We start from the raw sequence: 23,514 nt of genomic DNA, 5'->3' as shown, positions 1-23,514 counted from the left end.
GCTTACAACCCGGCTGTCTCTTTCTCGCCGATGGCCTCGACCACCAGCTCGGCCACGTCGACGATCTCGAGGTCCTCCTCGAAACCACCGGTCTTGCGGCCGTCCTCGTACATCGTCATGCACATCGGGCAGGCGACGACGAACTTCTCGATTTCGGCACCGGCCTCGGTGTCTTCGAGTGCCTCGCGGAGGCGCTCCTCGCTGGGCTTGGTCTCCTCCTCGAGTTCCATCCAGAGGCCACCGCCACCGCCGCCACAGCAGAAGGAGTTGGCGCGGTTGCGCGGCATCTCGTGGAGGTCACAGCCCGTCGCTTTCACGAGTTCGCGCGGGGCCTCGTACTCGTCGTTGTAGCGGCCGAGGTGGCACGGGTCGTGGTAGGTGACGGTGTAGTCGAGTTCCGTACCCGAAAGGCCGAGTTGCGGGACGAGTTCCTCGACGGCCTGCGTCCAGTGGAGCACGTCGATGTCGCCGTCCTCGTTCCAGAAGCCCTCGATCTCGAAGGGCATCATCGGGTCGTCGGCGAACTCCTCGAAGTCGACCTCCGGGTACTCGTTCTTGAACGTGTTGTACGAGTGCGGGTCGGTACAGATGATCTTCTCGAAGTCGCAGTCCTCGAAGGACTCGACGTGGTGGCCGGCGAGTTCGATGTAGAGGAACTCCTCGCCGACGCGGCGGATGTCGTTGCCGTCGTACTTCTCGTCGTCGAACAGGATACCGAAGCTCACGTCGGCGGCGTCGAGGATGGTCGCGAGCGACCGGGCGACCTTCTTGTTGCGCTCGTCGAAGCTCGGGTAGTCGCCGACGTACCAGAGGTACTCGACCTCCTCCTCGCGGGCGTCGGGCACGTCCACGTCGACCTTCTCGGTCCAGTCGCCGCGCTTGCGGTTGGGGTCGCCGAAGGTGTTGCCCTTCTGCATGACGTTCTGGAAGACGTCCTGGAGCGGGCCCTGAATCTCGCCCATGTCGGTGAGCTGGCGGTTCATCCGGGTGAAGCTCTTGAGGTGCTCTATCTCGACCGGGCAGGCGTCCATGCAGGCCATGCAGGACATGCAGGACTCCATCGTCTCGGCCTGGATGACCGAGGAGCCACCGTCGGCGACGATGGTCTTCTCCTCGCCGCCCGCGTCGAGGTTCTCCCGGTACTGCTTCAGGTCGAGAATCACGTCGCGGGGGTCGAGATTCCGGCCGGAGGCCTTCGCCGGGCAAACCGAGGAACAGCGACCACACTTGGTACAGGCGTCCTGGTCGAGAATCTCCTTCCAGGAGAAGTGGTCGATGCTGTCAGCGCCGGTCTCGGCGTCCAGGGCAGCGGGAACGGAGGGCAGGCGCTTGCCGGCCTTCTCGTCGCGGGCGACCACGTTCGCGAAGCTGGATATCATGTGGAACGGCTTCGCGTACGGGATGAGCGCGATGAAGCCGAACGCGAGCAAAGCGTGACTCCACCACATCGCGGGGTAGATGTCCGCGGCGAGGTCGGGCGAGATGCCGATGGCCTGGAACACCCGGGCGGTGAACCAGCCGACGAAGCTGACGAGCTCGAAGCTCGGGAAGGACTCGCTGCCGCCGCCGCGGCCGAGGATACGCAGCCCCTCGACCATGTAGCCGCCGACGCCGAGCAGGAACAGCGTCCAGACGAACAGGTCGTCCTCGGCGGAGGTGTGCTTGCCCCAGAGCCGGTGGTTACGGACCCAGTAGCGGCGGTAGATGGCCATGCCGATGCCCACGACGAACAGCAGGCCCATGGCGTCCATCACCAGCGAGTACGAGAGGTAGAACGCCCCGGAGAGGAACGGCTCGTTGCCGAGCGCCTTCTGCCACAGGTCGATGTCGATGCCGATGATGGTCGTCCCGATGAGCAGGGTGAGAAAGCCCCACATGATGAACGTGTGCATCAACCCGCCGTAGAGGTCGCGGTTGAACTGCTTCTCGTTCGAGGCGACGATCTTCGCCGCCTCGGCGATACGTTTGCCGAGCTGGTCGGTCCGGTCGAACCAGTCCTCGGCACCCTTCGTGTACCGGGCGAAACGCTGGTAGACACCCCAGCCGAACGCCAGCACAGCCGCGAACGCGAAGAAGTAGAAGACGACCTCCTCGACGTGGCTGATCTGCCAGAACGTCTCCCGCGTCTGGCCCGATGCGAGCGGAACTGTCATAGTCTATCACCCGGTCGTACGGGGCTTAAATCTTGTCACCGACCGTTCCAATCAACCCGCTCCCGTCTTGCGGGAATCGCGAACGAGTTTCTAATTTATCCGTCGGGCGGCCCACCAGTTGGAATCGCTAGCCGGGGCGGGGGTTGCCCGGTTCGAGTCGGCTTTTTGAGACGAGCGGCCGGTTCGGGCGCGCGCCCCGGCCCGTCACCGCAGTCTTTTATACTGAAACTCGCCTACCTTCTGCTCCACGATGGACGAGAAGACCGAGGAACTCCGAGACATCTTCATGGACGTGGCCGACGGGGAGACGGTCACCGAGAAACAGGAGACCTCGCGGGGGTCGCTCACCGACCGCGGCGACGTGGCGGAACGCCTCGAAGCGGTCGTCGGGCAGCTGCGCGAGCGCTACGAGTTCCGGACGGACCTCGACGACGGCGAGCTGTGCCGGCTCGTCCGCCGGTTCCACGAGGGCGCGAACGACACCGAACTCGCCGACGAACTCGACGTGTCCAGGCACACCGCGTTCCGGGCGCGGCTGGACCTCCACCTCCTCCGAGAGGGAGACCTCGACGCCCCCTTCGACCTGACGACGCTCCGCGAGCGCCTCGAAGGCGGGGAACCGCTGGCCGAGGTGGCCGAGGACGTCGGCGTGAGCGAATCGACACTCCGGCGGTACCGCGACGCCGTCGCGGCCAGAGACCAGTCCCGGGCCGCCAACGACCGGTACCGCGACGAGTTCGCGGCCATCCTCAGTGACGCGGACATCAGCGGCCACCTCACCGAGCAGGTCAGGGAGACGGGGCTGAAGGACGCCACGGAGGACGCCGAACCCGAGTCCAACGTCTCGTTTTAAATACGAAGCCGCGGCCAGACGTGGCGTGTTCGCCTTCAGCGACCTCCGCCTCGCGACCTACTGTCCACGCAAGCTCTACTACACCAGACAGGGGGACAGAGAGCCACCCGACGAGGTGACCGAGGTTCGGGCCCTCGCGTTCCGGTATCCCGAACTACTGGACGCGAGCGACGCCGAACTCCGGGGATTACCTATCGACCTGCCGCCCGCCCGCTACCGCGACCAGCTTCGCCGCACCCGCGAGCACACCGACCGCTTCGACGCGCTCTGTGACCCGGCCGAGCGGGACGCGTTCCTATCGGGCAAGGCGTGTCGCGGCATCGCGCACAAGGTACTCCAGGGCCCACCCGAACCGTCGCTGGTCTCGCCCGGAACGCCACCGAAGAACGGCGTCTGGGAGCCACACGCGGTCTGGGCGGTCGCGGCAGCGAAGGCGCTCGCGTGGGAGGGAGAGCAACCGGTCGCGAGGGCGTTCGTCGAGTATCCGAAAGTGGGTGTCGTCAGGGCGGTCCGCATGACCGGCGGTCGGAAAGCCGCGTTCCAGCGAGCGAAGCGAACCCTCGAGGCCATCGACGGGCCGCCGCCGCGACTCCGCGACAGCCCGAAGTGCGAGTCCTGCGAGTACGCCAGCGAGTGCGGCGTGAAGACACGGAGTCTGCGGTCGCTGCTGGGGCTGTAAGGCACCGCATCGGCGTCACCGGGGGCCACCCGGACTCGTGCGGGTGCTTACTCCTCGACCGGCACGTACACCTCGAGCGTCGCCGCGGGGTTGGCGGGGTCGAACTCCGGCCCGTAGTGCTCGAACACGGGGCGGTCGCTGCGCTCGAACTCGCTGGTCGGGAACCACTCGTCGTAGATGTAGTCCATCACGTCACCGACCTCGTCGATTCGGGTGGTGAACACTGCGAACGTCCCACCGGGCACGTCGACCCGTTCGACGTCTGCCGGGACGGTCGCGCTGGCCGACGGTTCGACCCCAGCGATGTAGGTGAAGGAGTCGGTGTCGACGTCGAAGTCGAACAGGACGCCGAAGGCTTCCTGAGTGTCTGTGAGGCCGGTATACGTGTCGTGTCGGGCGTCGAAGTCGACCCAGTGCGCACCGAGGTCGGTCTCCGAGGTCGCACGCGTCGAGAGGCCGACGACGGTGAAGCTGTCGTGGTGCTCGATTCGTGGACCGTCGATGTCGTCCATACGAGGACCCAGGGTCCCGGTTGCCTTGGGCGTTGCTTGATGCGGCCGACGGGTCAGGCGTCCTCGGCCAGCCAGGTTTCGATGCGCTCACCCAGCGCGCCGGGCCGGAGGATATCGCCCGTCGAGACGTTCACGACGGTGCTCTCGGTGCCTGCGGTCACGCCGCCGTCGAGGGTGACCGCGACCTGTTCGAGGAACGCGGGGTCGAGGTCGGCCGGGTCGGTGACGCTGGGCGTGCCACTCACGTTCGCGCTGGTCGCCGTCACCGGGGTCTCGGCGGCGCGGTAGAGCGCGAGCGCCAGCTCGTGGTCGGGAACCCGGATGCCCACGCGTTCGCGCCCGGCGGTCAACACGTCGGGGACGTGCCCGCGACGTTCGCAGAGCACGGTCACTGGTCCCGGCATGAACTCGCGCATGAACCGTTCCTCCCGGTCGCTCGCGTGGACGTGCTCCAGCGCCGCGTCGACGCTCGGGACGCCAAGCGAGACCGGCTTGTCGCGGCTGCGTCCCTTCGCCTCGAACACGCGTTCGACAGCGTCGGTGTCGAGCGCGTCCGCGCCGAGGCCGTACACCGTCTCGGTCGGGTAGACCACCAGCTCGCCGTCGCGGATGGCCTGCCCCGCCCGGTCGATGTCGTTCTCCGTCATGGGAACGCGTTCGCGGCAGTACGAAAAAACGGTGACGTTGCGTATCGGGACCGGTCAGTGGTCCTCGAGCGCCGCCTCGACCGCGTCGTAGTCGGGGAAGTCGGGCCACTGCTGGGCGACCCAGGCGTACTCGACGGTCCGGTCAGCGTCGACGAGGAAGACCGCGGGTCGGGGCTCCGAGATGCCGGTCATCCCGTCGAGCGGGTTCTCGATGCCGTACGCTTTCCCGACGCCGTTGCCCGGGTCGGAGAACAGGTCGTAGTCCATGCCGCGCTCCTCGATGAGTTGCTTGTGGGCGTACGGGTCCGAGATGGAGACGCCGACGACCTGCGCGTCGAAGCGGTCGCCCCACTCGCGGTCGCGAATCTCGTTCCAGATGTACGTCGCGGGGAACGCACCGTCCATCGTGTAGAAGACGAGCAGGACCGGGCCCTCCTCGGTGAGGTCCGAGAGGGAGGCGTCCGCCCAGTACTCCTCGTTCACCAGTGGGCGGGTGAAATCGGGCGCGTCGTCGCCCTCGGCCACGTGGTCCGCCTCGGGGAGGTCGACCACGTCGAAGTCGAGCTCCATCAGTTCGCACCCCCGTCGCCGTAGGCGCCGTGAAGGTACTCCACGATGTTCGCGCTCTCGGACATGGTGACGCCGGTGTTCTCGTCGACGATGGCGGGCACCGTCCGCTTACCCGAGATTCGCTTGACGACGTTGCGGTCCGAGTGCATCGGTTCGACGAACCGGGACTCGTAGTCGAGGCCGTACTCGTCCAGCACGCGGACGACTCGTTCACAGAACGGGCACGCCTGCAGCCGGTAGAGGGTGATGCCCGGGTCGCGCTCTGACATACGTCCGTCTTCGCCGGCGAGGTCGGAAAAGGTGTTGTTCCCGGCAGGGGACGAGTGGTCGATTCGCTCCCAGACTGGTCAACGAAAGAGAAAAGAGTTAATCCCGGCGGCCACCAAGGGTCACTGTTGAATGGGTTCATCGTCTAGTATTGCGGCTGTGGTCCTCCAGAGCGACGTCAACGTCTACGGGATACTCATCCCGAAAGACGTGCTAGCACTGGCTGGCTCGTTCGTCATCGTCATCCTCATCGGACTCTCGGCGTTCTTCTCGTCGTCCGAGATCGCGATGTTCTCGCTCGCGAAGCACCGCGTCGAGGCCCTCGTCGAGGATGGGACACCTGGAGCCGACACGGTCGCCGAACTGAAGAACGACCCGCACCGGCTGCTCGTGACCATCCTCGTTGGGAACAACCTCGTGAACATCGCGATGTCATCCATCGCGACCGGGTTGTTCGGCCTGTACCTGGGGCAGGGTGAGGCCGTCATCGCTGCGACCTTCGGTATCACCGCCCTCGTCCTGCTGTTCGGGGAGTCCGCCCCGAAGAGCTACGCGGTCGAGAACACCGAGTCGTGGTCGCTTCGTATCGCGAAGCCCCTGAAGGTGTCCGAGTACGTCCTGATGCCGCTCATCGTGCTGTTCGACTACCTGACCCGTATCGTCAACAGCGTCACGGGCGGGCGGTCGGCCATCGAGACCTCGTACGTCACGCGCGACGAGATCCAGGACATGATAGAGACCGGCGAGCGCGAGGGTGTCATCGAGGAGGAAGAACACGAGATGCTCCAGCGCATCTTCCGGTTCAACAACACCATCGCGAAGGAGGTGATGACCCCTCGTCTCGACATGGAGGCCGTCCCCAAGGACGCCCCCATCGAGGAGGCTATCGAGCAGTGTATCCGGTCGGGCCACGCCCGCATCCCGGTGTACGAGGGGAGCCTGGACAACGTCATCGGCGTCGTCCACATCCGTGACCTCGTCCGGGACCTGAACTACGGCGAGAGCGCACCCGAGGACATCACGCTCAGTGACCTCATCCACCCGACGCTGCACGTCCCCGAGTCGAAGAACGCCGACGAACTGATGGCCGAGATGCGCGAGAACCGCATGCACATGGTCATCGTCATCGACGAGTTCGGCACCACCGAGGGGCTGGTGACGATGGAGGACATGATCGAGGAGATCGTCGGCGAGATCCTCGAGGGCGAGGAGGAAGAGCCCATCGAGGCCCTCGACGAGGACACCTACATCGTCAAGGGTGAGGTGAACATCGAGGTCGTCAACGAGGCGATGGAGATCGAACTCCCCGAGGGTGAGGAGTTCGAGACCATCGCGGGCTTCATCTTCAACCGGGCCGGTCGGCTCGTCGAGGAAGGTGAAGAGATAGAGTACGGCGACATCCGCATCACCGTCGAGGCGGTCGAGAACACCCGCATCATGAAGGCACGCCTCACGCGTGTCGAACCCGAACCTGTCGAAGACGGCGAGTCACAGGAGGCCGAGGCGAGCGAAGTCACGTCGAGCGAATAGCGGTCCCGGCCCGGTTCACGAGTTTTTCCCACGTCGCTGGTCGCGACTCTCCGTGCATGGTACAGCTATCTTCCCACCGAGACTGGTGGAATCGCGTGTCCCCCTAGAATCGTTCTATCGTCGCCGAGACGGACACGGACCGTCGAGAACAGTGGTGTCTCACTCGGTCAGCATGGTCGTCCCGAGGTAGGACCCCATCGCCCGACGGAGCCGCTCCGAGACGGCCTGGCTCGACACACCCAGTTCGTCCGCGAGCTCCGAGAGCGACGTGTCGCGGGGGATGTTGAAGTAGCCGCGTTCGTAGGCGAGCCAGAGGGTCTGGCGCTGGCACTGGGTCAGGGAATCGGTGCCACCGTCCCCAGTGACGGTCCCGTTGCCCTTCCAGGTGACCTCGAACTGGATGGCTGCCACCTCGAGCGAATCGACGAACTGCTGCAGCTCGTCCTGGTTCCGGAAGCGCAGCGTCAGGCGAATCGTCGAGTCGATGACCTCGGCCCGGGTGGCCATCGCCCCGGTGTGGTCGATCGCATCGGCGACGGGGCCCAGGTCGGTCGCGAGTTCGAGTTCGTACAGCGACCGGTCGTCTCCCTCGTCGAGTCGAGCTGCGTGCGTGACCGCCGGGTGTGACAGCAACACGTCTGCGGCCGCGTCGTGGGACGGCCCGGAGACCCAGAGCGTCGTCTTGTCGCCGCTTCTGAACGGGTCCATGCGTTCGAACGTCCCGGTCTGACTCGGTTCGAGAAGCGTCTCTTTGCCGGGGAAGACCGCCGAGACGTCGATACCGAGCGCGAGTGAGACCGTCATCTCTCCGTTCCCTTTCTTGTTTCCGCTTGCCAGCAGCAGTGGCTAACGTCAGTGACCATCGTCTGAGACTATTGCAGCTATCAGGGAATAAACGACCTCCATGGATAGTCAACTTCGGGTCACGCCCGTCGCTGTGGGCGTCGGTCGACCAGCGCACTCCTCCGGCGGCCAGCTCACTCCTCCAGTTTCGTGATCTCTGTGATCTGGAGTTCGTAATCCGGCATGTACGGCCCGTTTCTACAGTCGACCGACCCCCCGATGTCGACATCGTTCCCGTAGGCTGTGCGAAGGAGTCGCCGAAGCTGGTCCTGGAATTCGCTGGTCGTCTGTGGCGCGTCTCGCTTTGGATTCTTCATTGTAATGCCCAGTTACACCCGCACCCACTGCGGTGTGTCACCAGTCTACGTTCCGAGTGAAAAATTGTGTGGTACTGACCGAGTGACCGTCGCCACAGTCGGCCGCGAGTCTCGCCGAACGAGCAGGACGAGCGCGGTAGTTCCGTCGACGAGGAGCAGTCGTGTCGGCAGTCCCGCGGTCCCCGAAGCGATAGCGCTACAGCACCGCGTCGACCGCGAGGAACCCGAGGTAGCTCACGACGAACGCGAGCACCAGCGAGCCGATCCACGCCAGCACGGTGTAGACCATCTTCTTGCGGCTGACGCCAGAGCCACCGGCGGCGAACCCGGAGCCGACGATGGCGCTGACGATTATCTCGTTGAACGAGATGGGGACGCCGAGGAAGATGGCGGTCTGGGCGATGGCGAAACTCGGGATGAGCGCGGCGATGGACCGGCGCGGCCCGAGCGAGGAGTAGTCCTGCGAGAGCGCCTTTATCATCCGCGGGGCACCGGTCCACGACCCGGCGAGCAGGCCGAGACCACCCCCGAGGAGGAGGGCGACGGCCGGAATCGAGAACTCGGAGAGGAGCGGGGCGAGCGGGCCGACCGCCAGGCCGACCTGGCTGCCGCCGGCCGAGAACGCGACGAGTGCGCCGAGCACCAGCAGGAAGTGGCGCTGGCCCGCCGTCTCGTCGTTGGCCATGTCCTGTGCGAGCGCGAGCGCGGCCAGGCAGCCGAGGGCGAGCGAGACGATGGCCATGTCGGCCAGCGTCGAGCCCGGCATCGACTGGGCCGCGGTGCGTGCGATGGAATAGCTCTCCCCGGCTGGCCCGAGCAGCACGAACTTCACGTTCGCGATGATGACCCCGACGATACCGGCCAGTATCGGGACGACGAGCCGTTCGCTGACGCCCTCGGACCGGAGCAACCGGGCGACGACGTAGGCCACCCCGCCACCGACGAACGGAACCGCGACCCACATCGCCACGATGACGCGGTACTTGTCGATGGCCGGCTGTCCGCCCAGTGCCAGCCCGACGCCGACGACCGCACCCGTGACGGTGAAGGCGGTCGCGATGGGGTAGCCGGTGAAGATACCGGCCGCGACCAGCAGGCCCGCGATGAGCAGGCCGACGGTGGCCGCGAGCGCGGTCAGGCCGCCGCCTGCCGGGAAGAGGACGAGTTCCTTCCCGACCGCGTCCGTGACGCCCTGGCCCTGCAACACCGCGCCGGCGAAGCCGAGGATGCCGACGAAGAAGCCCGCACGCATCACCGAGATGGCGTTCGCGCCGACCGCGGGAGCGAACGGAGTGGAGCCGGATGACCCAGCACCGATGGACCACGCCATGAACAGACTGGCCAGTCCCGCCACGAGGAACGTCGCGAGCGTCACGGCGTCTACCATTGTCGGCCACGTCGGTGGGCGGCTATAAGTCGGTGTCGTCTCGACTCCCAACCTATACGAGTCTCAGCCGAGTACGGCCGGCCATGGCTGTTACGTCCTCGCTCACCACCTACCTCCGCCGTGGCTGGTTCCGGGCCTCCGACGACCGGCTCCTGTTCGCGTTCCCGCTGCTGGCGTCGCTCCTCTACGTCGATCGGCTTCGGCGTATCCTCGTGGGGACCGACACCGCCTCGATAAAGTTCGGCTTCCCGACGGGGCTCGGGACCCTCGACGCGTTCGTGAACGTCCCGGTCCCGGCGGGAGTCACCGTCTCGCCCCTGTTCGTCCTGGCACCGGTCGCGCTGGCTGCCGACGCCGCCCTGACCGCGGGCTATCTCGCGAGACTCCGCGCCACGATGCACAGCCGCGAGGTCGACCCCGTCGAGGCGGCCCGCGACTGGTTCGTCCCCATGTTCGGGCTCGTGGTGCTCGACTTCGCCATCGTCCTCCTGCTCGTTCTCGGTGGGGCTGCCGGGTCGGGACTGTTGATCCTGGCCATCCCGTTCCTGCTCGTCCTCGCCTACCTGTTCTATGCGGCACCCTACCTCGTCGTGGTCGAAGACCGTGGTGCGGTCGACGCACTCCGGCGCAGTTACGGTCTCGCCCGGCAAGGTGGGGAGTACCTCTCCTTCGCGTTCCAGTACCTGCTGTTCACCGCGGCCGTCTCGTTCCCGCTCTCGGTCGTCGTGTACAACACCGGCATCGTCGGTCTCGTCGTCGGCCTGCTCGCGACGACGCCACTCGCGGTCGCGGCCAACGCGGCGACCATGCTGTTCGTCGAGGACCTGGTCGGTGCAGGTGGGGACGCCCGGACCCAGTCCGACTGGGTCGAGTTCTGAGAATCAGTTGGTCGAGTGCTTCGAGCGGTCTTCGGACTTCGGCGGCTCGACACCTTCGGCTGCCTCTATCTGGGTGGTCTCCTTCTCCACGTCGACGTGCCAGCGGTCGACGGTGTCCTCGTACTCGTAGAGGCGGTCGGCGACCTCGGGCTTGAGGGCGTCGTCGTTGACGTTCACCTCGAAGATGAACAGCTCCTCGCGCCCGCCGGTCTGCTGGAGGTTCGCGGAGACGAGTTCGTTGTCGAAGTAGTACGGCGCGAGCTGCGTCATCACGCGCTGGTACACCGTGCTCTCGACCTTCCGGAGCGCCTTCCGGCCGGCGGAGTCGGCCGCCCGCGCGACGTACTCGATGGACTCGTTCCACTTGTTCACCGCGTTGTCGGTGTCGCCCTCTCCTAACTTCTCGTAGGACTCGCTCAGCTTCTCGCCCGCGGTCTGGACGTCCTCGTTCGGCTTCTTCCCGGCCTTCTCGCCCTGGCCTTCGCCGACACTCGCCTGCTCGGCGGTCTTCTCCGGGACGTCCTGTTCGATCGTGTCCGTCGCCTTCGGTCGCCACTTGTTCCATGCGTCGAACGCCTTCTCGTACTCCCCGGTGTTCGCGTCGAGGTCCCTGAGTGCGCGCGTTACCCGTTCGCCGTGTTCGACGACGTCGTGCCACTCGCCGCGCACCTTGAACCCGGAGATGCTCTCTTCCATCGGTCGTTGGCCCCTAAGCCACCACGCGCCATAAACCTTCCAGCGCACGTGTGAACGAGGCACTCGCCACGTCTCCACGACGTGTTCGCGAGCAACGGTGTCGGCCCCCTCGGGAGACGAGCCAGAGGCTCGCCGTGTTCGTGCCAGGGTGAATCGCCGTGTGTGGCCGTCAGCGCCCGTAGGTGAGGCCGCGGACCCACTCGTTCAGTCGGCGCTTGAGGTTTCCGAGCGCGACGACGTGCCGGGACGCCGAGCGGAGTTCGTCGTCGCTGAGTTCGATGCGGTCGCCGTCGAACGGGTTGGTGCCGTGGTCGCCCCCTGTGGTCGCCATCGCCGAACTCATGGCACAGCGCCCACAGGCCTCTGCCTCGTCGTTCGTGCCCATAGAGCGAATCTAGCGGTGCAGGGTGACAAAAGTTGTGGTCTATGGGAACACGTGGCAGTGGTTATTTATCGGATACTCCCATTCCGACGGGTATGGGCTACCACGTCATCGACGTCGACGACCTCGACGTCACACCAGACCGGCCATCGGTACAGCGCAGCCTGAGCGACGCCGCCGGGCTCTCGAATGTCGCCGTGAACGTGTACGAGGCGGACCCGGGCGAACAGCTCCCACTGGCGTACCACTACCACGACGAGCAGGAGGAGGTGTTCTACGTGCTCTCGGGGACGCTACACGTAGAGACACCGGACGGTGAACTGACCGCTGGCCCCGACGAGGCGGTCGTGGTCACCCCCGACAGTCCACAGCGCGCGTACAACCCGGCGGCGGCCACGGACACGGTTCGCGTCCTCGCCATCGGTGCACCGGCCGTCGACGACGACGCGCACGCCTACGACCCCGACGATGAGTGACGACGCACGCGAGCAGCCGCCGGAGGACGTGCCCGACTGGGACGACGAGTACGTCGACCGCATCTCCGACCGGCTCATGTACAACTACGACCTCGAGAAGGACTACACGGTCGACGGCGAGGAGTTCACCCTGTACGGCGAGATGCTCATCAAGAACCAGAAGCAGTTCTTCATCGCCGCCTTGCGGTACGGCTACCACGAGGCCGTCGAGCACCTGTTCGTCCGGCGGGCGGACGCGGTGACGACGGCCGACCTCGAAGCCCTTGTCGACCTCGGGCACGACCTCGCCGACGACTGGATCACCCTCGACGAGGACCACTTCGAGACCGAGTTCACGTTCGTCGTCGTCGTCCCCGAGATTCCGGACGAGGTCGCCGACTTCGTCGACGGGTTCCGCGACCGCACCCTGCTGAAGTACGGCTACTACGGTCACTACGAGATCAACCTCGTGGTCGTCGCTCCCGAAGCAGAGGAACTCGTCGCCAGCGAAAATGCGGAGGTCGAACGCGCGTTTCGGTTGTGGGAGTCCGCCACCCCAGAGACAACCGGACTGGTCACGAAGCTGCGTGGGCTGCTGGGTTAGTCGTTCGATTCCACCTCCCCGCCGTCGGCGGCGACGGCACCCGAACCCCTGGCATGCTGGATGTTCTCGTACCCCATCTTCAACACCGACAGGGCCAGGTATATCAGCGTCAGTGCGATGATTATCTGGACCGCGGCCGCGAGCTGTGGCACCAGTCCTGGCGCGCCCTCACCGGGCCAGTTGCCCTGGATGAACTTGACGTAGAGGTTCTGGTAGAACGCCAGGTACAGCAGTGCGGTCGTCGTGACGGTGAACATGATGGCCATCGGGACGCCCGTGCTGAGCAGCTGCTTGCTCTCGTCCCAGTTGGCCAGCCACACCGTCGCGATGAGCAGTGCCAGTGCGGCGAGCGTCTGGTTCGCGCCGCCGAACAGCGGCCAGAGGTCGGCCCACCGGCCACTGGCGACGAGCACGTACGCCGGGATGACCTGGATGCCAGCGGTCGCGTAGCGGTTCGACAGCGAGCGCTGCAGGTCGGTCTCGGGCGTGCCGATGATCTCCTCCATCATGTAGCGACCGAGCCGGACGGCCGTGTCCGTACTCGTGAGGAGGAAGCTCACCAGCACCAGTCCCATGAACGAGGCGGCCAGCGTCTGGTTGATGCCGAACGCCGCGTTCAGGATGATGCCGCCACCGGTCGCGAAGTTCGGGAGTGCGAGCCCGATACCGCTCCCGGCCGGAATGTTCGCGTACACCGCGACCGTGATGAGCGCGACGGACGCGAGGAGGCCCTCACCGAGCATCCCCCCGTAGCCGATCATCCGGGCGTCGGATTCCTTGTTGAGCTGCTTCGCGGTCGTCCCCGAGGAGACCAGCGAGTGGAAGCCGCTGATTGTCCCACACGCGATGGTCACGAACAGCAGTGGGAACAGTGGTGCCGCCGCGAGTTCGGGGTCCCCCATGAACCCCTTGAACGCGGGGAGACTGATGGCGAGGGTCTCGCCGGCACCCGTGAAGGTCCCGACGATGACCGCCAGCAGCGTGCCGCCGACGCCGACGTACAGCAGGTTCGACGTGAGGAAGTCCCGTGGCTGTAGAAGGACCCACACCGGCAGCACGCTGGCGACGAACCCGTAGATGATGACCACGGGAATCCACGTCGCGATGTTCGTGCTCCCGAGCACCGCCGGAAGCGGTGACGACGAGAGCAGTACGATGGTACCCTCCGGGTACGGCGCGAAGCCGCCTGCGCCGGGCGTGAGTGCGATGGGGTACTGCGCCCCGACGAACACGCCGCCGAACACTGCGGCGATGAACGCGACCGCCCCAGGCAGGAAGGGGAGATCGAGCTGGTACAGGTAGACCCCGAACACCAGCGCGAGCAGGATGTAAACCATGCTCGCCGTCGCCGACTGCGGATAGGCGGTGAACACCAGTGCGACCACCAGTGCGAACACCGCGATGACCAGGATGATGGTGAGGAACGCGAACCACAGGATCATGTCCTTGCCGCGTTCGCCCACGTACTCACCCATGATGTAGCCGATCGACTTCCCGTCGTGTCGCACGCTCGTGCTCAGCGACATGAAGTCGTGGACCGCACCGAACAGTGGGTTCCCGATGGCGATCCAGAGGAACGCCGGCACCCATCCCCACCACACCGCGGCCGTGATGGGACCCACGATGGGTGCCCCGCCTGCAATACTCGAATAGTGATGCCCCAGGAGCACCGGCTTCTTCGCCGGAACGTACTCCTGACCGTCTTCGTACTTGTGTGCTGGTGTCTCGCGTTCGTCGTTCAGGTCAACGAACCGTGCCAGGTACCTGCTGTACCCGATGTAACCGACGCTGAACGTTAGCAGTACGAACACCACCAACCATATGGCCTGTACCATGCTATCGTGCCTCAGGGCATATAATGGAAAACTGTGATTTATAATTTGTTATAGCATCCGAACAGGAGCACGCCGAATCTCCGGGTGGATAACGGTCGAACGCGGGGGAAACGTGTTTCGAGCCGAAACACCTCCGCTTGAATACTTTCTGGCTACGTAACTGACGGCGCGACCGTTATCTCCAGCTCGTCCGCCACCTCGGCGAGGAGCGACCCCTTCACCTCCTCGACGCGTGTCGCGATGACCGCGACGATGGGCTCCTCGAAGTCCTCACGGACGCGCTCGATGCGCTCGCGCTCGGTCGCACAGCGGTCCCGGAGGTAGCGTGCGCCGGTCCCGTCTTCGTCTTCGTCGGGTTCCGGCGTCACCTTGTTGACGACGAGGCCGGCGACCGAGAGGTCGTACTCCGCGAGCTGGTCGATGGCGCGGTCGGTCTCGCGGATGGAGAGTTCGTCCGGGTTCAACACGAGGTAGAACGTCGCGTCCGAGCGGAGCACGTCGCCCGCGAACTCGAACTTCTCCTTGCGGTCGGTGAGCCGGCCGATGATGGGGTCGCTCTCCATCTTCAGGCGGGCCTCGCGCTCGCCGATGGCGGCCTTCTCGTACAGGTCGATGCTCTTCATGCGCTTCTGGACCAGTCGGTCGATCCAGTCGCCGAGGAACTCCGGAAGCGAGAGCAGCCGGAGCGTTCCGCCGGTGGGCGAGGTGTCGAAGACGACGCGGTCGAACTCGTCGCTGTTCCGCATCACGTCGATGAAGCGGTCGAACAGCGCGGACTCGTAGGCACCAGGGGTCTTGTGCGCGAGGTCTATCTGCCGGTTGATGTCGTTGACGATGGCCGGACTCACCTGGTCGCCCATGGCCCGTTTGGTCTCCTGGAGGTGGCGCTCGACCTCCTCCTCGGGGTCTATCTCCATCGCCCAGAGGTTCTCGATGCCCTCGACGGGTTCGGGGTCGTCGCCGAACTGCTGGTCGAACACGTCGGAGGTGCTGTGGGCAGGGTCGGTGGAGACCACGAGGGTCTTCAGCCCCGCGTTCGCGTTCTTCAGACCGAAGGCGCTCGAGACGGTGGTCTTGCCGACCCCGCCCTTCCCGCCGAAGAAGACGAATTTGCTCATCAGTGGAAGTGGTACTGTTCGCCCTTGCGTTCGAGCAGCGTCTGGCGGTCCCACATCCGGCGCTCCCAGGCCTCGAACTCCTCTGCGAGGTAGGGCAGCAGTTCGCAGGTGTAGTAGGAGATGGGGCTCGGGATGCCGAAGGCGTCGGAGAAGCACGCGAAGAAGAACGAGTCCTCCTGGTCCTCGGCCTCCTGTTCTATCTTCTCGAACGCCGGGTGCTCGATCATCCCGTGGTAGAGCCCGTGGAAGACCTCTTCGAGCCAGTCTCGGAACGACGCGATTCGCTCTGCGAGTGTCATGCGTCCACACTTCTCGTGGTGGTACAAAAAGACACGGTCACCTGACGCTCACCTGACGTAGCGTCGGCGTCCCCGCAGCTACCGGAGGAACAGGGGAATCGACAGCAGTCCCAGCAGTGCGATGCCGGTGACAACGGCGTAGGCGAGTCGGCGCAGGCGGGCCGCCGCGGGGACCTCCGCGAGGAACTCCGGCCGAGTCAGCCAGACGAGCTGGTAGTACGCGAGGACCGACGCACCGAGGAAGACGATGGTACAGACCCCGAGAGACACCGGCAGTCGAAGGTCCAGCGCCAGCAGGTACATCGGCCCGAACGAGAAGGTGACGAGGAAGACACTGGCGACGACGACGAAGAAGGGCACGGGATCGATGGGTGTCCCCCGCCTGTTCCGGAACTGCATGAGGGATGTTACTACGTGTCGTGCTGTTGTAAGCGTTCTAGGCAGGCTGGTCGGCCCGCGAGCAGGCTGGCGGTGCGAGGGAGAACTAAGTGGGTGCGTCCTGTCGTCTCCGACCATGGACAGGAAAGGTGACCCGCGGGTTCACTTCGTGATGAACTTCGTGCTCTCGGCGGTGTTCGCGGCCGTCGTCCTCTGGGGGTCGGAGTTCATCGGGGTGACGGAGTTCACGCCGGGTCGGTTCGCCGTTTTCACGGGAATCATGATGGTACTGACGTACCTGGCGACGCGCTAGTCAGCAGGCACAGCCGGTCGACCCGGGCGAGCGCTCGAACCGCATCTCCTCGCCACAGGACGGGCACTCGGGGGCCTCGTCGCCCTCGACCGCCGTGTCCAGCAGCCGCTCGCTACAGTCGTCACACCAGTACGCCCCCTTCGACTGCTCCGTCGTGGTCCCACGGTTCGTCGACTGTGTCGACGCCTGCAGCATCTCCTTTATCGTGGTAAGCACACTCATGCGTTGGAGTCGACGGCTCTCCTACGTAAATCCCCGGTCAGTTGTGCGTCGCGGTCGCACAGGCCACGACCTCACTCCACGGCGTCGGCGAGCTGGTCGAGCGCCCGGCGGAGTTCGCCGCGGCGCTTCCAGCCGGCGACGCGGTCGGTCACCGCTGTCAGGGGCAGGCCGAGGTCGACCGAGGAGGTGGCGGTCACCTCGGTCCCGTCGGGGGCGGCCGCGAGTTCGAGCCGCGTCTCCATCGACGCGAACGGCCCGTGGTCGCCGACCTGCTCGTACTCGTAGCCGTCGCCGTCGTCGAGCGCCCGCACGTCGAACGCGGCGGTCATGCCCGGTGCCGTCGCCTCGACGCGCCAGCCCTCGTCGGTCTCGGTCACCGACGCCACGTCGAAGGTCCCCTCCAGTTCGACGAGGCGACCGGGGTCGAGGTGACTGGCGACGGTCGGCCGCGAGACGTCGAGGTGGCGCGACACGGTCACGTCTGCCATTGCACCCACCCACGCAGCCCCATCTCATAGGCGTAGGGGGTGTCGGGTCCGGCGGGTGCATCGGGTAGGCCCGAGACTTAATCCGTTGGGCGTCGTTGCGTGACGTATGCCATCCGCACTGTTCGTCGTCAGCGAGCACGGCTACTGGGGAGAGGAGTGTATCGAGCCACTGACCATGCTTTCGGACGCCGGCGTGGACGTGACCGTCGCGACACCGACCGGCGACCCGCCGGTCATCGACGAGCGCTCGGCCGACCCCGAGAACGTCGGTGAGGAGCAGGCCGAGTGGGTGATGGACGTTCACGAGTCCGACGAGCGCCTCCAGAACCCGGAGCCACTCGCCCGCCAGACCGCCGGCGACTACGATACGGTGGTGTTCCCCGGCGGCCACGGCACCGAGTGGGACATCAATCAGGACAGCCACGCACGCAAGCTCCTCCGGGACACCGTCGAAGGTGACGGGGTTGCGCTCGTCGTCTGTCACGCCGTCGGCATCCTCGCGTTCACCCGCGACAGCGACGGTGAGTTCCTCGTCGACGGCCGGAACGTGACGGGCTTCCCGAACGAGTGGGAGGAGGGAATCGTCGACGACGACGACCTGATGCCCGACGGCCGGAAGCTGCCCTACTGGGTCGAGGACGAGGTGCAAGCCGCCGGCGGCAACTGGGACGCCGAACTGGACAAGGACACCTCCGTCACGGTCGACGGGTCCCTCGTCACGGCACGGGGGCCGGGCTCCTCGCACGCGGCCGCGGTGACACTGCTCGACGAGCTCGGCATCGAGTACGAGGACTGACAGCCCCTGACTGCCGCGAAATTCGGTACTTTCTAAGTCACAGGCGTCCCGTTTCGGGGTATGACCATCGAGGACCGAGGCGACGCGTACCTCGTCACGCACGCACTCGCCAAGGACACACTGTCGAAGCTGCGAAGCATCGAGACGGAGCAGGTCGCGTTCCGCAAGGGCCTGGTCAAGCTCGGCCGTATCTGTGGCTACGAGATCATCGACGGCCGGATGGAGACCGAGTACGTCGAGATAGAGACGCCGCTGGAGACGACGATGGGCGAGCGCGTCAAGGGGCTCGACGACGTCGTCATCATCAACGTCCTGCGCGCCGCGACGCCGTTCGTCGAGGGGCTGCTCAAGGCGTTCCCGCGCGCCCGCCAGGGCGTCATCTCCGCCTCGCGCGACGAGGAGGCCGGCCGCAACGAGGACGGCCAGTTCCCCATCACCATCGACTACGTCAAACTCCCCGAGATTCACGAGGAGGACACCGTCATCGTCGCCGACCCGATGCTCGCGACCGGCTCGACCATGTGTGCCGTCCTCGAACACGTCCAGGAACAGGCACCCGACCCGGAGCACCTCATCGTGCTCTCGGCCGTGAGCGCCCCCGACGGCCTGCTCCGCGTCGGTAACGAGGTGCCGGACGTCGACCTGCTGACGGTCGCCATCGACGACCACCTCGACGACGACGGCTTCATCGTGCCCGGGCTCGGCGACGCCGGGGACCGGGCGTTCCGGACGACGTAGCGTCAGTCCACGACTGACGGAAAATAGCGTCAGTCACGACTGACAGAAAATAGCGTCAGTCCACGACTGGCGGAAAATAGCGTCAGTCCACGACTGACGGAAAATAGCGTCGAGCCACGCTCGACGTAGGTGCCAGTCGAGCCCGCGGATACGACCTGAACGTCTTTAACGGAGGGCCGCGAGGGTTGGCCCATGAGCGACGACGCGTGTGACGACTGCGGGGAGCCGGTCTCCGATGCGCTGTCCCGGACGGTACAACTCGCGGTCGACCGGACACAGATAGACGCCCAGCGGCTCTGCCCGGACTGTTTCGCGACGTGGATTCGACGCTACCAGGAGGAGATGCAGCCCCAGCAGGGGCCGGTCATCGAGGACGATGACATCATCGTGGACTGACTACGTCAGCGATTTCCGGTAGCACAGCAACACGAACTCCTCCTCCGCCAGTTGCGCCTCTTCTCGTCGCACCTGCTCGAACCCGTGTGACTCGTACAGTCGCTGGGCACCCTCCTGTTTCGGCGACGTATCCAGCAACAGTTCGGTGAACCCCAGGTCCCGTGCACGGCGTTCGAGCGCCGTCAGAATCTGCCCCCCGTAGCCCTGGCGCTGGTGCGCCGGGTCGACGCGCATCCGTTTGACCGTCGCGGCCGTGTCGGGCAGGTCGTCGATGAACTCGGTGAGGTAGCCCTCGGTGGGAAGAATCGCCCCCATCGCGACGATTCGTTCGCCGACCTCGCCGACGAGGAACTCCCCGCCGGCGTCGATGTACGTCGACTCTATCGCTTCGAGGTCGGTGTCGGGCGCGCCCTCGACGAACGAATCCACCTGTCGCATCGCTTCCTCGTGGAGTGCGAGCACGCGCTCGTGGTCGGCGGGCCGGTAGCGGCGGATGGTGAACTCCGGTGACATGGTGGCGTCTCGTACCGGGAAGAGCAGTGGAGTTCCGAAATACGCGGACGCTACCGTCGATTCTTGCTGGTGCCACGCCCCGCGTGAACCCCCTGGTTTCGGGTGCGAACCGCCCGACTACGGTCCCGTCACTGGCACCCCGAACCAGACGAAACGGACCTCCACATGGCTATCGAGTGCTATCGAGGGCTCCCGAAGGCCGGTTCGGTACCCGATTGCGAAATCGACTGGCGACCGAACCCCCCTGTTTCGGGTCTAGACCGCACGACGGGGGACGGGTCATGTGAGAGAAGTTCCGAACGAAACGACCGTCGAGATGGCTTCGTTTCGCACGCCGTCACTCGTCGTCGTCCTCGCCCGCCGAGAGCCCGGCGTCGCGGTCGCGCTCGAGCGCGGGTGGCATCTCCCGGTAGTCGGAGTAGCCGTCGAACCAGCGCTGGATGCGCTCGATGCGGTCGACGACGTGGGCGGGTTCGCCCGAGCGCGAGAGTTCGTGGCCCTCGCGCGGATAGCGCACGAACCGGGTCGGGGTGCCGGCCTTCCGGAGGAACCGGAACAGCAGCTCCGCGCCGTCGATGGGCACCCGGAAGTCGTTCTCGGCGTGCATGACCAGCGTCGGCGCGTCGATGGTCTCGGCGTGGGCGGCCGGCGAGTGCTCCCAGAGGAACTCGGGGTCGTCCCACGGGCGCGTGCCGAAGTCGCCCTCGACCAGCTTGTACGCCACGTCGGTCGAACCGTAGAACCCGAGCAGGTCGTACACGCCGCGCTGGGTGACGGTGGCCCGGAAGCGGTCGCTGTGGCCGGCCAGCCAGGCGGTCATGTAGCCGCCGAAGGAGCCGCCGGTGAGGAAGACGTTCTCGGCGTCGATGCTGTCCCGTGTACAGACCGCGTCGAGCCCCGCGAGCACGTCCGCGCTCGTCACCGCGCCCCAGTCGCGCTCGATGGCGGCCATGAACGCCTCGCCGTAGCCCGCGGAGCCGCGGGGATTGCAGAAGAAGACGCAGTAGCCGGCGGCCGCCAGCGACTGGAACTCGTGCCACATCGTGTCCGAGGGCGACCACATGACGTGCGGGCCGCCGTGGACCTCGACCACCAGGGGATAGGTCTCGTCGGGGTCGAAATCCGGCGGGGTGAGCAGCCAGCCCTGGATCTCGTCGCCATCCGGGTTCTCGAAGGTGAGCTCCTCGGGCTGGCAGACGGCCCTGTCGTCGAGGTACCCCGAGTTGAGCCGCGTCAATCGAGTACCTTCGCCGCCGCCGGGCGTCGAGAGGAACACGTCGCCGGGGTGGTCCCACTCGCTCGCGACGAACGCGGCAACGTCCCGGCCGACGTCGAAGTCGGTGAGGTGCATGCCGCTGCCGGCAACGATGGTCGTGTCGTCGGTGGACTCGCCCTCGTCCCAGGTGACTCGGCGGAGGACCACCGAGCCGGCTTCCGGGGTCGGGAAGTAGAGCCGTTCCTCGTCGGCACCCCAGCAGATGTCGGCGTCGTAGGCCATCGTCCGGTCGAGGCCGGCGGTCGGGGTGTGGGTCGTTCCGGTTTCGGGGTCGAAGACGCGGATCTCGGTCTGGCGCAGCGTCGACCGCTCGACGGGCGTGTGGAAGTACGCGACCCGGCCGTCGCTCGTCGCCCGGAGCGGGCCACCCCAGCTGGTGTCGGTGGTCAGGCTCGTCTCGGTCCCCGTCTCGAGGTCCTGTTCCACGATTTCGACGGTCAGCGAGTCGTCGGGGTCCTCGCCGACCTTCCGGCCGTAGTACAGGGTCTCGCTGTCGACCCAGTCGACGCCGACGTGGTCGACGTCACCGGTCGTGAGCCGGCGGACCGAGTCGTCCGCGAGGGTGACCGCGTAGACGTGGGTTCGCCGGCCATCCATGTACTGCGCGCCGGCGCGGTAGACGGTCCGGTCGATGACCCGCGGGTCGGGTTCCTCGGGTTCGTACTCGGGATCGACGTGCCGGTCACGGTCCTCGTCGCGGTCCTCGGCGGTCACCTGCTGGAGGAAGGCGATTCGCTCGCCGTCCGGACTCCACGTAATCGAGTTGACCCCGCCGACGACCGACGTGACCTGGCTGGCCTCGCCACCGTCGGCTTCCATCACCCAGAGCTGCTGGCGGTCGTCGTCCTCGCCGCGGGTGCTGACGAACGCGAGGCGGTCGCCGGACGGGCTCCACGTCGGTCCCGAATCGACGCCCTCCGAGAGCGTGAACCGCTCGGGTTCGTCGCCGCCGACCGGGGCGACGTACACCGTGGCCTCGTAGGACTCGTCGTCTGTCGGCACCGTCCGGACGAACGCGACGCGCTCGCCACCGGGAGAGACTGCAGGAGACGAGGCGAGCGCGAGGTCGCGATAGTCAGAAGGTTCGACGGTCTGCATGGCGCGGACGACGAATGGGGGGACAAAGAACGTGTGGGTGACGCGTCACTCCGAGATCTCGGCGCGCCCGCTCGTCGCGCTCCGGATGCGGTCGCGCAGGTCGTCGCCGTCGTCGACCGCGACGCGCACGTCGAAGCTGACGCGGGCCTCGTAGTCGGCCTCGAAGTCGACGCCTTCGGATTCGAGGATACCTCGTACAGAGCCGGAATCGTCGTAGTCGACCGTGATGCCGAACCGTTCGTGGGGGCGTTCCTCGACCACGCCGGCAGCGTCGACGGCCTCCTTGACAGCTCTCGAATACGCCCGGACGAGGCCGCCGACGCCGAGGTTCGTCCCGCCGTAGTAGCGGGTGACGACCGCGACGACGTTCTCTATCTCGCGCTGGGCGAGGACGTTCAGGGCCGGCTTTCCAGCAGAACTCGTGGGTTCGCCGTCGTCGCTCGACCACTCGCGGAGCGGGTCGGCCCGGACCCGGTAGGCAGGCACGTTGTGGGTCGCGTCGTCGTACTCGGCCTCGACCGACTGGATGAACGCTTCGGCGTCCGCGACCGTGTCGACGGGCCTGACGTGGCCGATGAACTCGGACCCTCGAACCTCGAAGCGGGCTTCGCCGGGGCCCGCGACGGTCTGGAAGGTCTCGGTCACGCGATGGCCTCCGCGTCGGCGGCGTCGCCCTCACTGCCAGCCGTGACGAGCGAGAGCTGGAGCGCGCCCGCGCACAGCGCCGCATCCACGTTCTCGTCCATACCCACGCTCCGGGTTCGCGCTACCTCAACGCGTCGGTCCCGTGGCGCGTCACGGCGTGGTCCCCGGACACCACTTGTTGCCGAACCAGTACGAGAGCCCGCCGCCTGGCTCGATAGAGATATCGACATACGTGCAGTCGTTCTCACCGCCGGGGACGGGGTCGAGTTCGAACCGGTCCCGGCCGTTCGTAGCCCCCTCGTAGTCGGTGTCGGTCGGGTACTGTGCCTCCAGCACGTACACCGCGGGGTCGTCTGGCCAGTCCATCTCGACCATCCGTGTCCCCATCACAACATCACCGGAGGGGGGCATCCGGAACTCGCGGTCGAGGACCGTCTCACCGTCGCGGGTGAGTTCGAGGACGACTCGGCGCGGCTCCTCCAGCCAGTTCGAGAGTAGCAGTCTGGATATTCGCGTCGCTTCGGACGCTCCCGAGAGGCACCCAGAGAGCGCTAGCGCTCCTCCACACGCGGCGAGGACAGAGCGACGACTGCGAGCCATCAGATGGATACCTTGCGTCAGCTTGA

At 66.1% G+C, this 23,514-nt stretch carries 30 protein-coding genes; 10 read left to right on the top strand and 20 right to left on the bottom strand.

The window, feature by feature from the left end; translation table 11 throughout:
- Positions 1-2: 2 nt before the first annotated feature.
- A complete protein-coding gene (locus tag ACSC1S_RS16000) occupies positions 3-2,153 on the bottom strand; it encodes a heterodisulfide reductase-related iron-sulfur binding cluster (RefSeq protein WP_435365161.1) in 2,151 nt (716 codons plus the stop codon).
- A 250-nt stretch (positions 2,154-2,403) separates the two neighbouring features.
- Between ACSC1S_RS16000 and ACSC1S_RS15995 the strand changes: the two genes are divergently transcribed.
- Together ACSC1S_RS15995 and ACSC1S_RS15990 are read left to right on the top strand one after the other, a co-directional pair.
- Positions 2,404-3,006, top strand: a complete 603-nt coding sequence (locus ACSC1S_RS15995) for a transposase (protein WP_435365160.1) — start codon at positions 2,404-2,406, stop codon at positions 3,004-3,006.
- 25 nt (positions 3,007-3,031) lie between these two features.
- On the top strand, positions 3,032-3,685 hold the full coding sequence (locus ACSC1S_RS15990; protein ID WP_435365159.1) for a CRISPR-associated protein Cas4: 654 nt from the start codon (positions 3,032-3,034) through the stop codon (positions 3,683-3,685).
- A 47-nt stretch (positions 3,686-3,732) separates the two neighbouring features.
- On the opposite strand, the gene ACSC1S_RS15985 is transcribed toward ACSC1S_RS15990, so the two are convergent.
- The 4 genes from ACSC1S_RS15985 to ACSC1S_RS15970 are packed head-to-tail and all read right to left on the bottom strand — an operon-like array spanning position 3,733 to position 5,683.
- A complete protein-coding gene (locus tag ACSC1S_RS15985; RefSeq protein WP_435319816.1) occupies positions 3,733-4,197 on the bottom strand; it encodes a GyrI-like domain-containing protein in 465 nt (154 codons plus the stop codon).
- Positions 4,198-4,250: 53 nt separating this feature from the next.
- Complete coding sequence (locus tag ACSC1S_RS15980; RefSeq protein ID WP_435365158.1) at positions 4,251-4,844, bottom strand: L-threonylcarbamoyladenylate synthase; 594 nt, start codon at positions 4,842-4,844, stop codon at positions 4,251-4,253.
- 54 nt (positions 4,845-4,898) lie between these two features.
- Positions 4,899-5,414, bottom strand: a complete 516-nt coding sequence (locus ACSC1S_RS15975; RefSeq protein ID WP_435365157.1) for a redoxin domain-containing protein — start codon at positions 5,412-5,414, stop codon at positions 4,899-4,901.
- Positions 5,414-5,683 (bottom strand): glutaredoxin family protein, encoded by a 270-nt coding sequence (locus tag ACSC1S_RS15970; protein WP_435319813.1) that lies wholly within the window; start codon positions 5,681-5,683, stop codon positions 5,414-5,416. The genes ACSC1S_RS15975 and ACSC1S_RS15970 overlap by 1 nt, the downstream gene beginning before the upstream one ends.
- Positions 5,684-5,813: 130 nt before the next feature.
- On the opposite strand from ACSC1S_RS15970, the gene ACSC1S_RS15965 reads away from it, so the two are divergent.
- Positions 5,814-7,211, top strand: coding sequence for a hemolysin family protein (locus ACSC1S_RS15965; RefSeq protein ID WP_435319812.1), 1,398 nt, complete (start codon positions 5,814-5,816; stop codon positions 7,209-7,211).
- Between the two features lie 159 nt (positions 7,212-7,370).
- Here ACSC1S_RS15965 and ACSC1S_RS15960 read toward each other — a convergent pair whose 3' ends face one another.
- The 3 genes from ACSC1S_RS15960 to ACSC1S_RS15950 all read right to left on the bottom strand — a co-directional run bounded on the left by ACSC1S_RS15960 (position 7,371) and on the right by ACSC1S_RS15950 (position 9,758).
- Positions 7,371-8,015: a helix-turn-helix domain-containing protein gene (locus ACSC1S_RS15960; protein WP_435365156.1), complete on the bottom strand. Its 645-nt coding sequence runs from the start codon at positions 8,013-8,015 to the stop codon at positions 7,371-7,373.
- Between the two features lie 173 nt (positions 8,016-8,188).
- Positions 8,189-8,371 (bottom strand): hypothetical protein, encoded by a 183-nt coding sequence (locus ACSC1S_RS15955; RefSeq protein ID WP_435365155.1) that lies wholly within the window; start codon positions 8,369-8,371, stop codon positions 8,189-8,191.
- A 196-nt stretch (positions 8,372-8,567) separates the two neighbouring features.
- Positions 8,568-9,758: an inorganic phosphate transporter gene (locus ACSC1S_RS15950; RefSeq protein ID WP_435365154.1), complete on the bottom strand. Its 1,191-nt coding sequence runs from the start codon at positions 9,756-9,758 to the stop codon at positions 8,568-8,570.
- Between the two features lie 83 nt (positions 9,759-9,841).
- Here ACSC1S_RS15950 and ACSC1S_RS15945 point away from each other — a divergent pair, with 83 nt between their 5' ends.
- Positions 9,842-10,636, top strand: a complete 795-nt coding sequence (locus tag ACSC1S_RS15945; RefSeq protein ID WP_435365153.1) for a hypothetical protein — start codon at positions 9,842-9,844, stop codon at positions 10,634-10,636.
- Between the two features lie 3 nt (positions 10,637-10,639).
- Here ACSC1S_RS15945 and ACSC1S_RS15940 read toward each other — a convergent pair whose 3' ends face one another.
- The gene (locus ACSC1S_RS15940; protein WP_435365152.1) at positions 10,640-11,332 is read right to left on the bottom strand and encodes a DUF5828 family protein; all 693 of its coding nucleotides are present in this window, start codon (positions 11,330-11,332) and stop codon (positions 10,640-10,642) included.
- Positions 11,333-11,501: 169 nt separating this feature from the next.
- Complete coding sequence (locus tag ACSC1S_RS15935) at positions 11,502-11,717, bottom strand: DUF8007 family protein (RefSeq protein WP_435365151.1); 216 nt, start codon at positions 11,715-11,717, stop codon at positions 11,502-11,504.
- Positions 11,718-11,809: 92 nt separating this feature from the next.
- Here ACSC1S_RS15935 and ACSC1S_RS15930 point away from each other — a divergent pair, with 92 nt between their 5' ends.
- Both ACSC1S_RS15930 and ACSC1S_RS15925 read left to right on the top strand, forming a co-directional pair.
- Positions 11,810-12,190, top strand: coding sequence for a cupin domain-containing protein (locus ACSC1S_RS15930; protein WP_435319805.1), 381 nt, complete (start codon positions 11,810-11,812; stop codon positions 12,188-12,190).
- Complete coding sequence (locus tag ACSC1S_RS15925) at positions 12,183-12,773, top strand: DUF8052 family protein (RefSeq protein ID WP_435365150.1); 591 nt, start codon at positions 12,183-12,185, stop codon at positions 12,771-12,773. Before ACSC1S_RS15930 ends, ACSC1S_RS15925 begins: the two co-directional genes overlap by 8 nt.
- Here the strand turns inward: ACSC1S_RS15925 and ACSC1S_RS15920 are convergent.
- The 4 genes from ACSC1S_RS15920 to ACSC1S_RS15905 all read right to left on the bottom strand — a co-directional run bounded on the left by ACSC1S_RS15920 (position 12,770) and on the right by ACSC1S_RS15905 (position 16,424).
- Positions 12,770-14,608, bottom strand: a complete 1,839-nt coding sequence (locus tag ACSC1S_RS15920; RefSeq protein ID WP_435365149.1) for a carbon starvation CstA family protein — start codon at positions 14,606-14,608, stop codon at positions 12,770-12,772. The two genes, ACSC1S_RS15925 and ACSC1S_RS15920, sit on opposite strands and share 4 nt — an antisense overlap.
- A gap of 152 nt (positions 14,609-14,760) precedes the next feature.
- Positions 14,761-15,726, bottom strand: a complete 966-nt coding sequence (locus ACSC1S_RS15915; RefSeq protein ID WP_435365148.1) for an ArsA family ATPase — start codon at positions 15,724-15,726, stop codon at positions 14,761-14,763.
- Positions 15,726-16,025 (bottom strand): DUF7990 family protein, encoded by a 300-nt coding sequence (locus ACSC1S_RS15910; RefSeq protein ID WP_435319801.1) that lies wholly within the window; start codon positions 16,023-16,025, stop codon positions 15,726-15,728. Before ACSC1S_RS15910 ends, ACSC1S_RS15915 begins: the two co-directional genes overlap by 1 nt.
- Before the next feature lie 78 nt (positions 16,026-16,103).
- Positions 16,104-16,424, bottom strand: coding sequence for a hypothetical protein (locus ACSC1S_RS15905; protein WP_435365147.1), 321 nt, complete (start codon positions 16,422-16,424; stop codon positions 16,104-16,106).
- A gap of 115 nt (positions 16,425-16,539) precedes the next feature.
- Between ACSC1S_RS15905 and ACSC1S_RS15900 the strand changes: the two genes are divergently transcribed.
- Positions 16,540-16,716, top strand: coding sequence for a DUF8107 family protein (locus ACSC1S_RS15900; protein ID WP_435365146.1), 177 nt, complete (start codon positions 16,540-16,542; stop codon positions 16,714-16,716).
- Here ACSC1S_RS15900 and ACSC1S_RS15895 read toward each other — a convergent pair whose 3' ends face one another.
- Complete coding sequence (locus ACSC1S_RS15895) at positions 16,717-16,938, bottom strand: hypothetical protein (RefSeq protein ID WP_435365145.1); 222 nt, start codon at positions 16,936-16,938, stop codon at positions 16,717-16,719.
- Between the two features lie 71 nt (positions 16,939-17,009).
- Complete coding sequence (locus ACSC1S_RS15890; RefSeq protein WP_435365144.1) at positions 17,010-17,426, bottom strand: SRPBCC family protein; 417 nt, start codon at positions 17,424-17,426, stop codon at positions 17,010-17,012.
- A 106-nt stretch (positions 17,427-17,532) separates the two neighbouring features.
- Here ACSC1S_RS15890 and ACSC1S_RS15885 point away from each other — a divergent pair, with 106 nt between their 5' ends.
- From ACSC1S_RS15885 to ACSC1S_RS15875, 3 genes are all read left to right on the top strand, one after another.
- Positions 17,533-18,222, top strand: a complete 690-nt coding sequence (locus tag ACSC1S_RS15885; RefSeq protein WP_435365143.1) for a type 1 glutamine amidotransferase domain-containing protein — start codon at positions 17,533-17,535, stop codon at positions 18,220-18,222.
- 60 nt (positions 18,223-18,282) lie between these two features.
- Positions 18,283-18,960, top strand: coding sequence for a uracil phosphoribosyltransferase (gene upp, locus ACSC1S_RS15880; RefSeq protein ID WP_435365142.1), 678 nt, complete (start codon positions 18,283-18,285; stop codon positions 18,958-18,960).
- Positions 18,961-19,152: 192 nt separating this feature from the next.
- The gene (locus tag ACSC1S_RS15875; RefSeq protein ID WP_261648917.1) at positions 19,153-19,356 is read left to right on the top strand and encodes a DUF7569 family protein; all 204 of its coding nucleotides are present in this window, start codon (positions 19,153-19,155) and stop codon (positions 19,354-19,356) included.
- Here the strand turns inward: ACSC1S_RS15875 and ACSC1S_RS15870 are convergent, their stop codons facing one another.
- The 4 genes from ACSC1S_RS15870 to ACSC1S_RS15855 all read right to left on the bottom strand — a co-directional run bounded on the left by ACSC1S_RS15870 (position 19,357) and on the right by ACSC1S_RS15855 (position 23,488).
- Complete coding sequence (locus ACSC1S_RS15870; protein ID WP_435365141.1) at positions 19,357-19,869, bottom strand: GNAT family N-acetyltransferase; 513 nt, start codon at positions 19,867-19,869, stop codon at positions 19,357-19,359.
- A gap of 337 nt (positions 19,870-20,206) precedes the next feature.
- A complete protein-coding gene (locus ACSC1S_RS15865) occupies positions 20,207-22,243 on the bottom strand; it encodes a S9 family peptidase (protein WP_435365140.1) in 2,037 nt (678 codons plus the stop codon).
- Between the two features lie 45 nt (positions 22,244-22,288).
- Positions 22,289-22,888, bottom strand: coding sequence for an IMPACT family protein (locus ACSC1S_RS15860; protein WP_435365139.1), 600 nt, complete (start codon positions 22,886-22,888; stop codon positions 22,289-22,291).
- 150 nt (positions 22,889-23,038) lie between these two features.
- Entirely contained in the window at positions 23,039-23,488 is a 450-nt protein-coding gene (locus ACSC1S_RS15855) for a hypothetical protein (protein WP_435365138.1), read from the bottom strand.
- Positions 23,489-23,514 lie beyond the last annotated feature (26 nt).

The sequence above is a fragment of the Haloarchaeobius pelagicus genome (genome assembly GCF_051207375.1).
Lineage (GTDB): Archaea > Halobacteriota > Halobacteria > Halobacteriales > Natrialbaceae > Haloarchaeobius.
The sequence above is the reverse complement of the archived record's forward strand: the minus strand, read 5'-3'. Positions and strand labels throughout refer to the sequence as shown.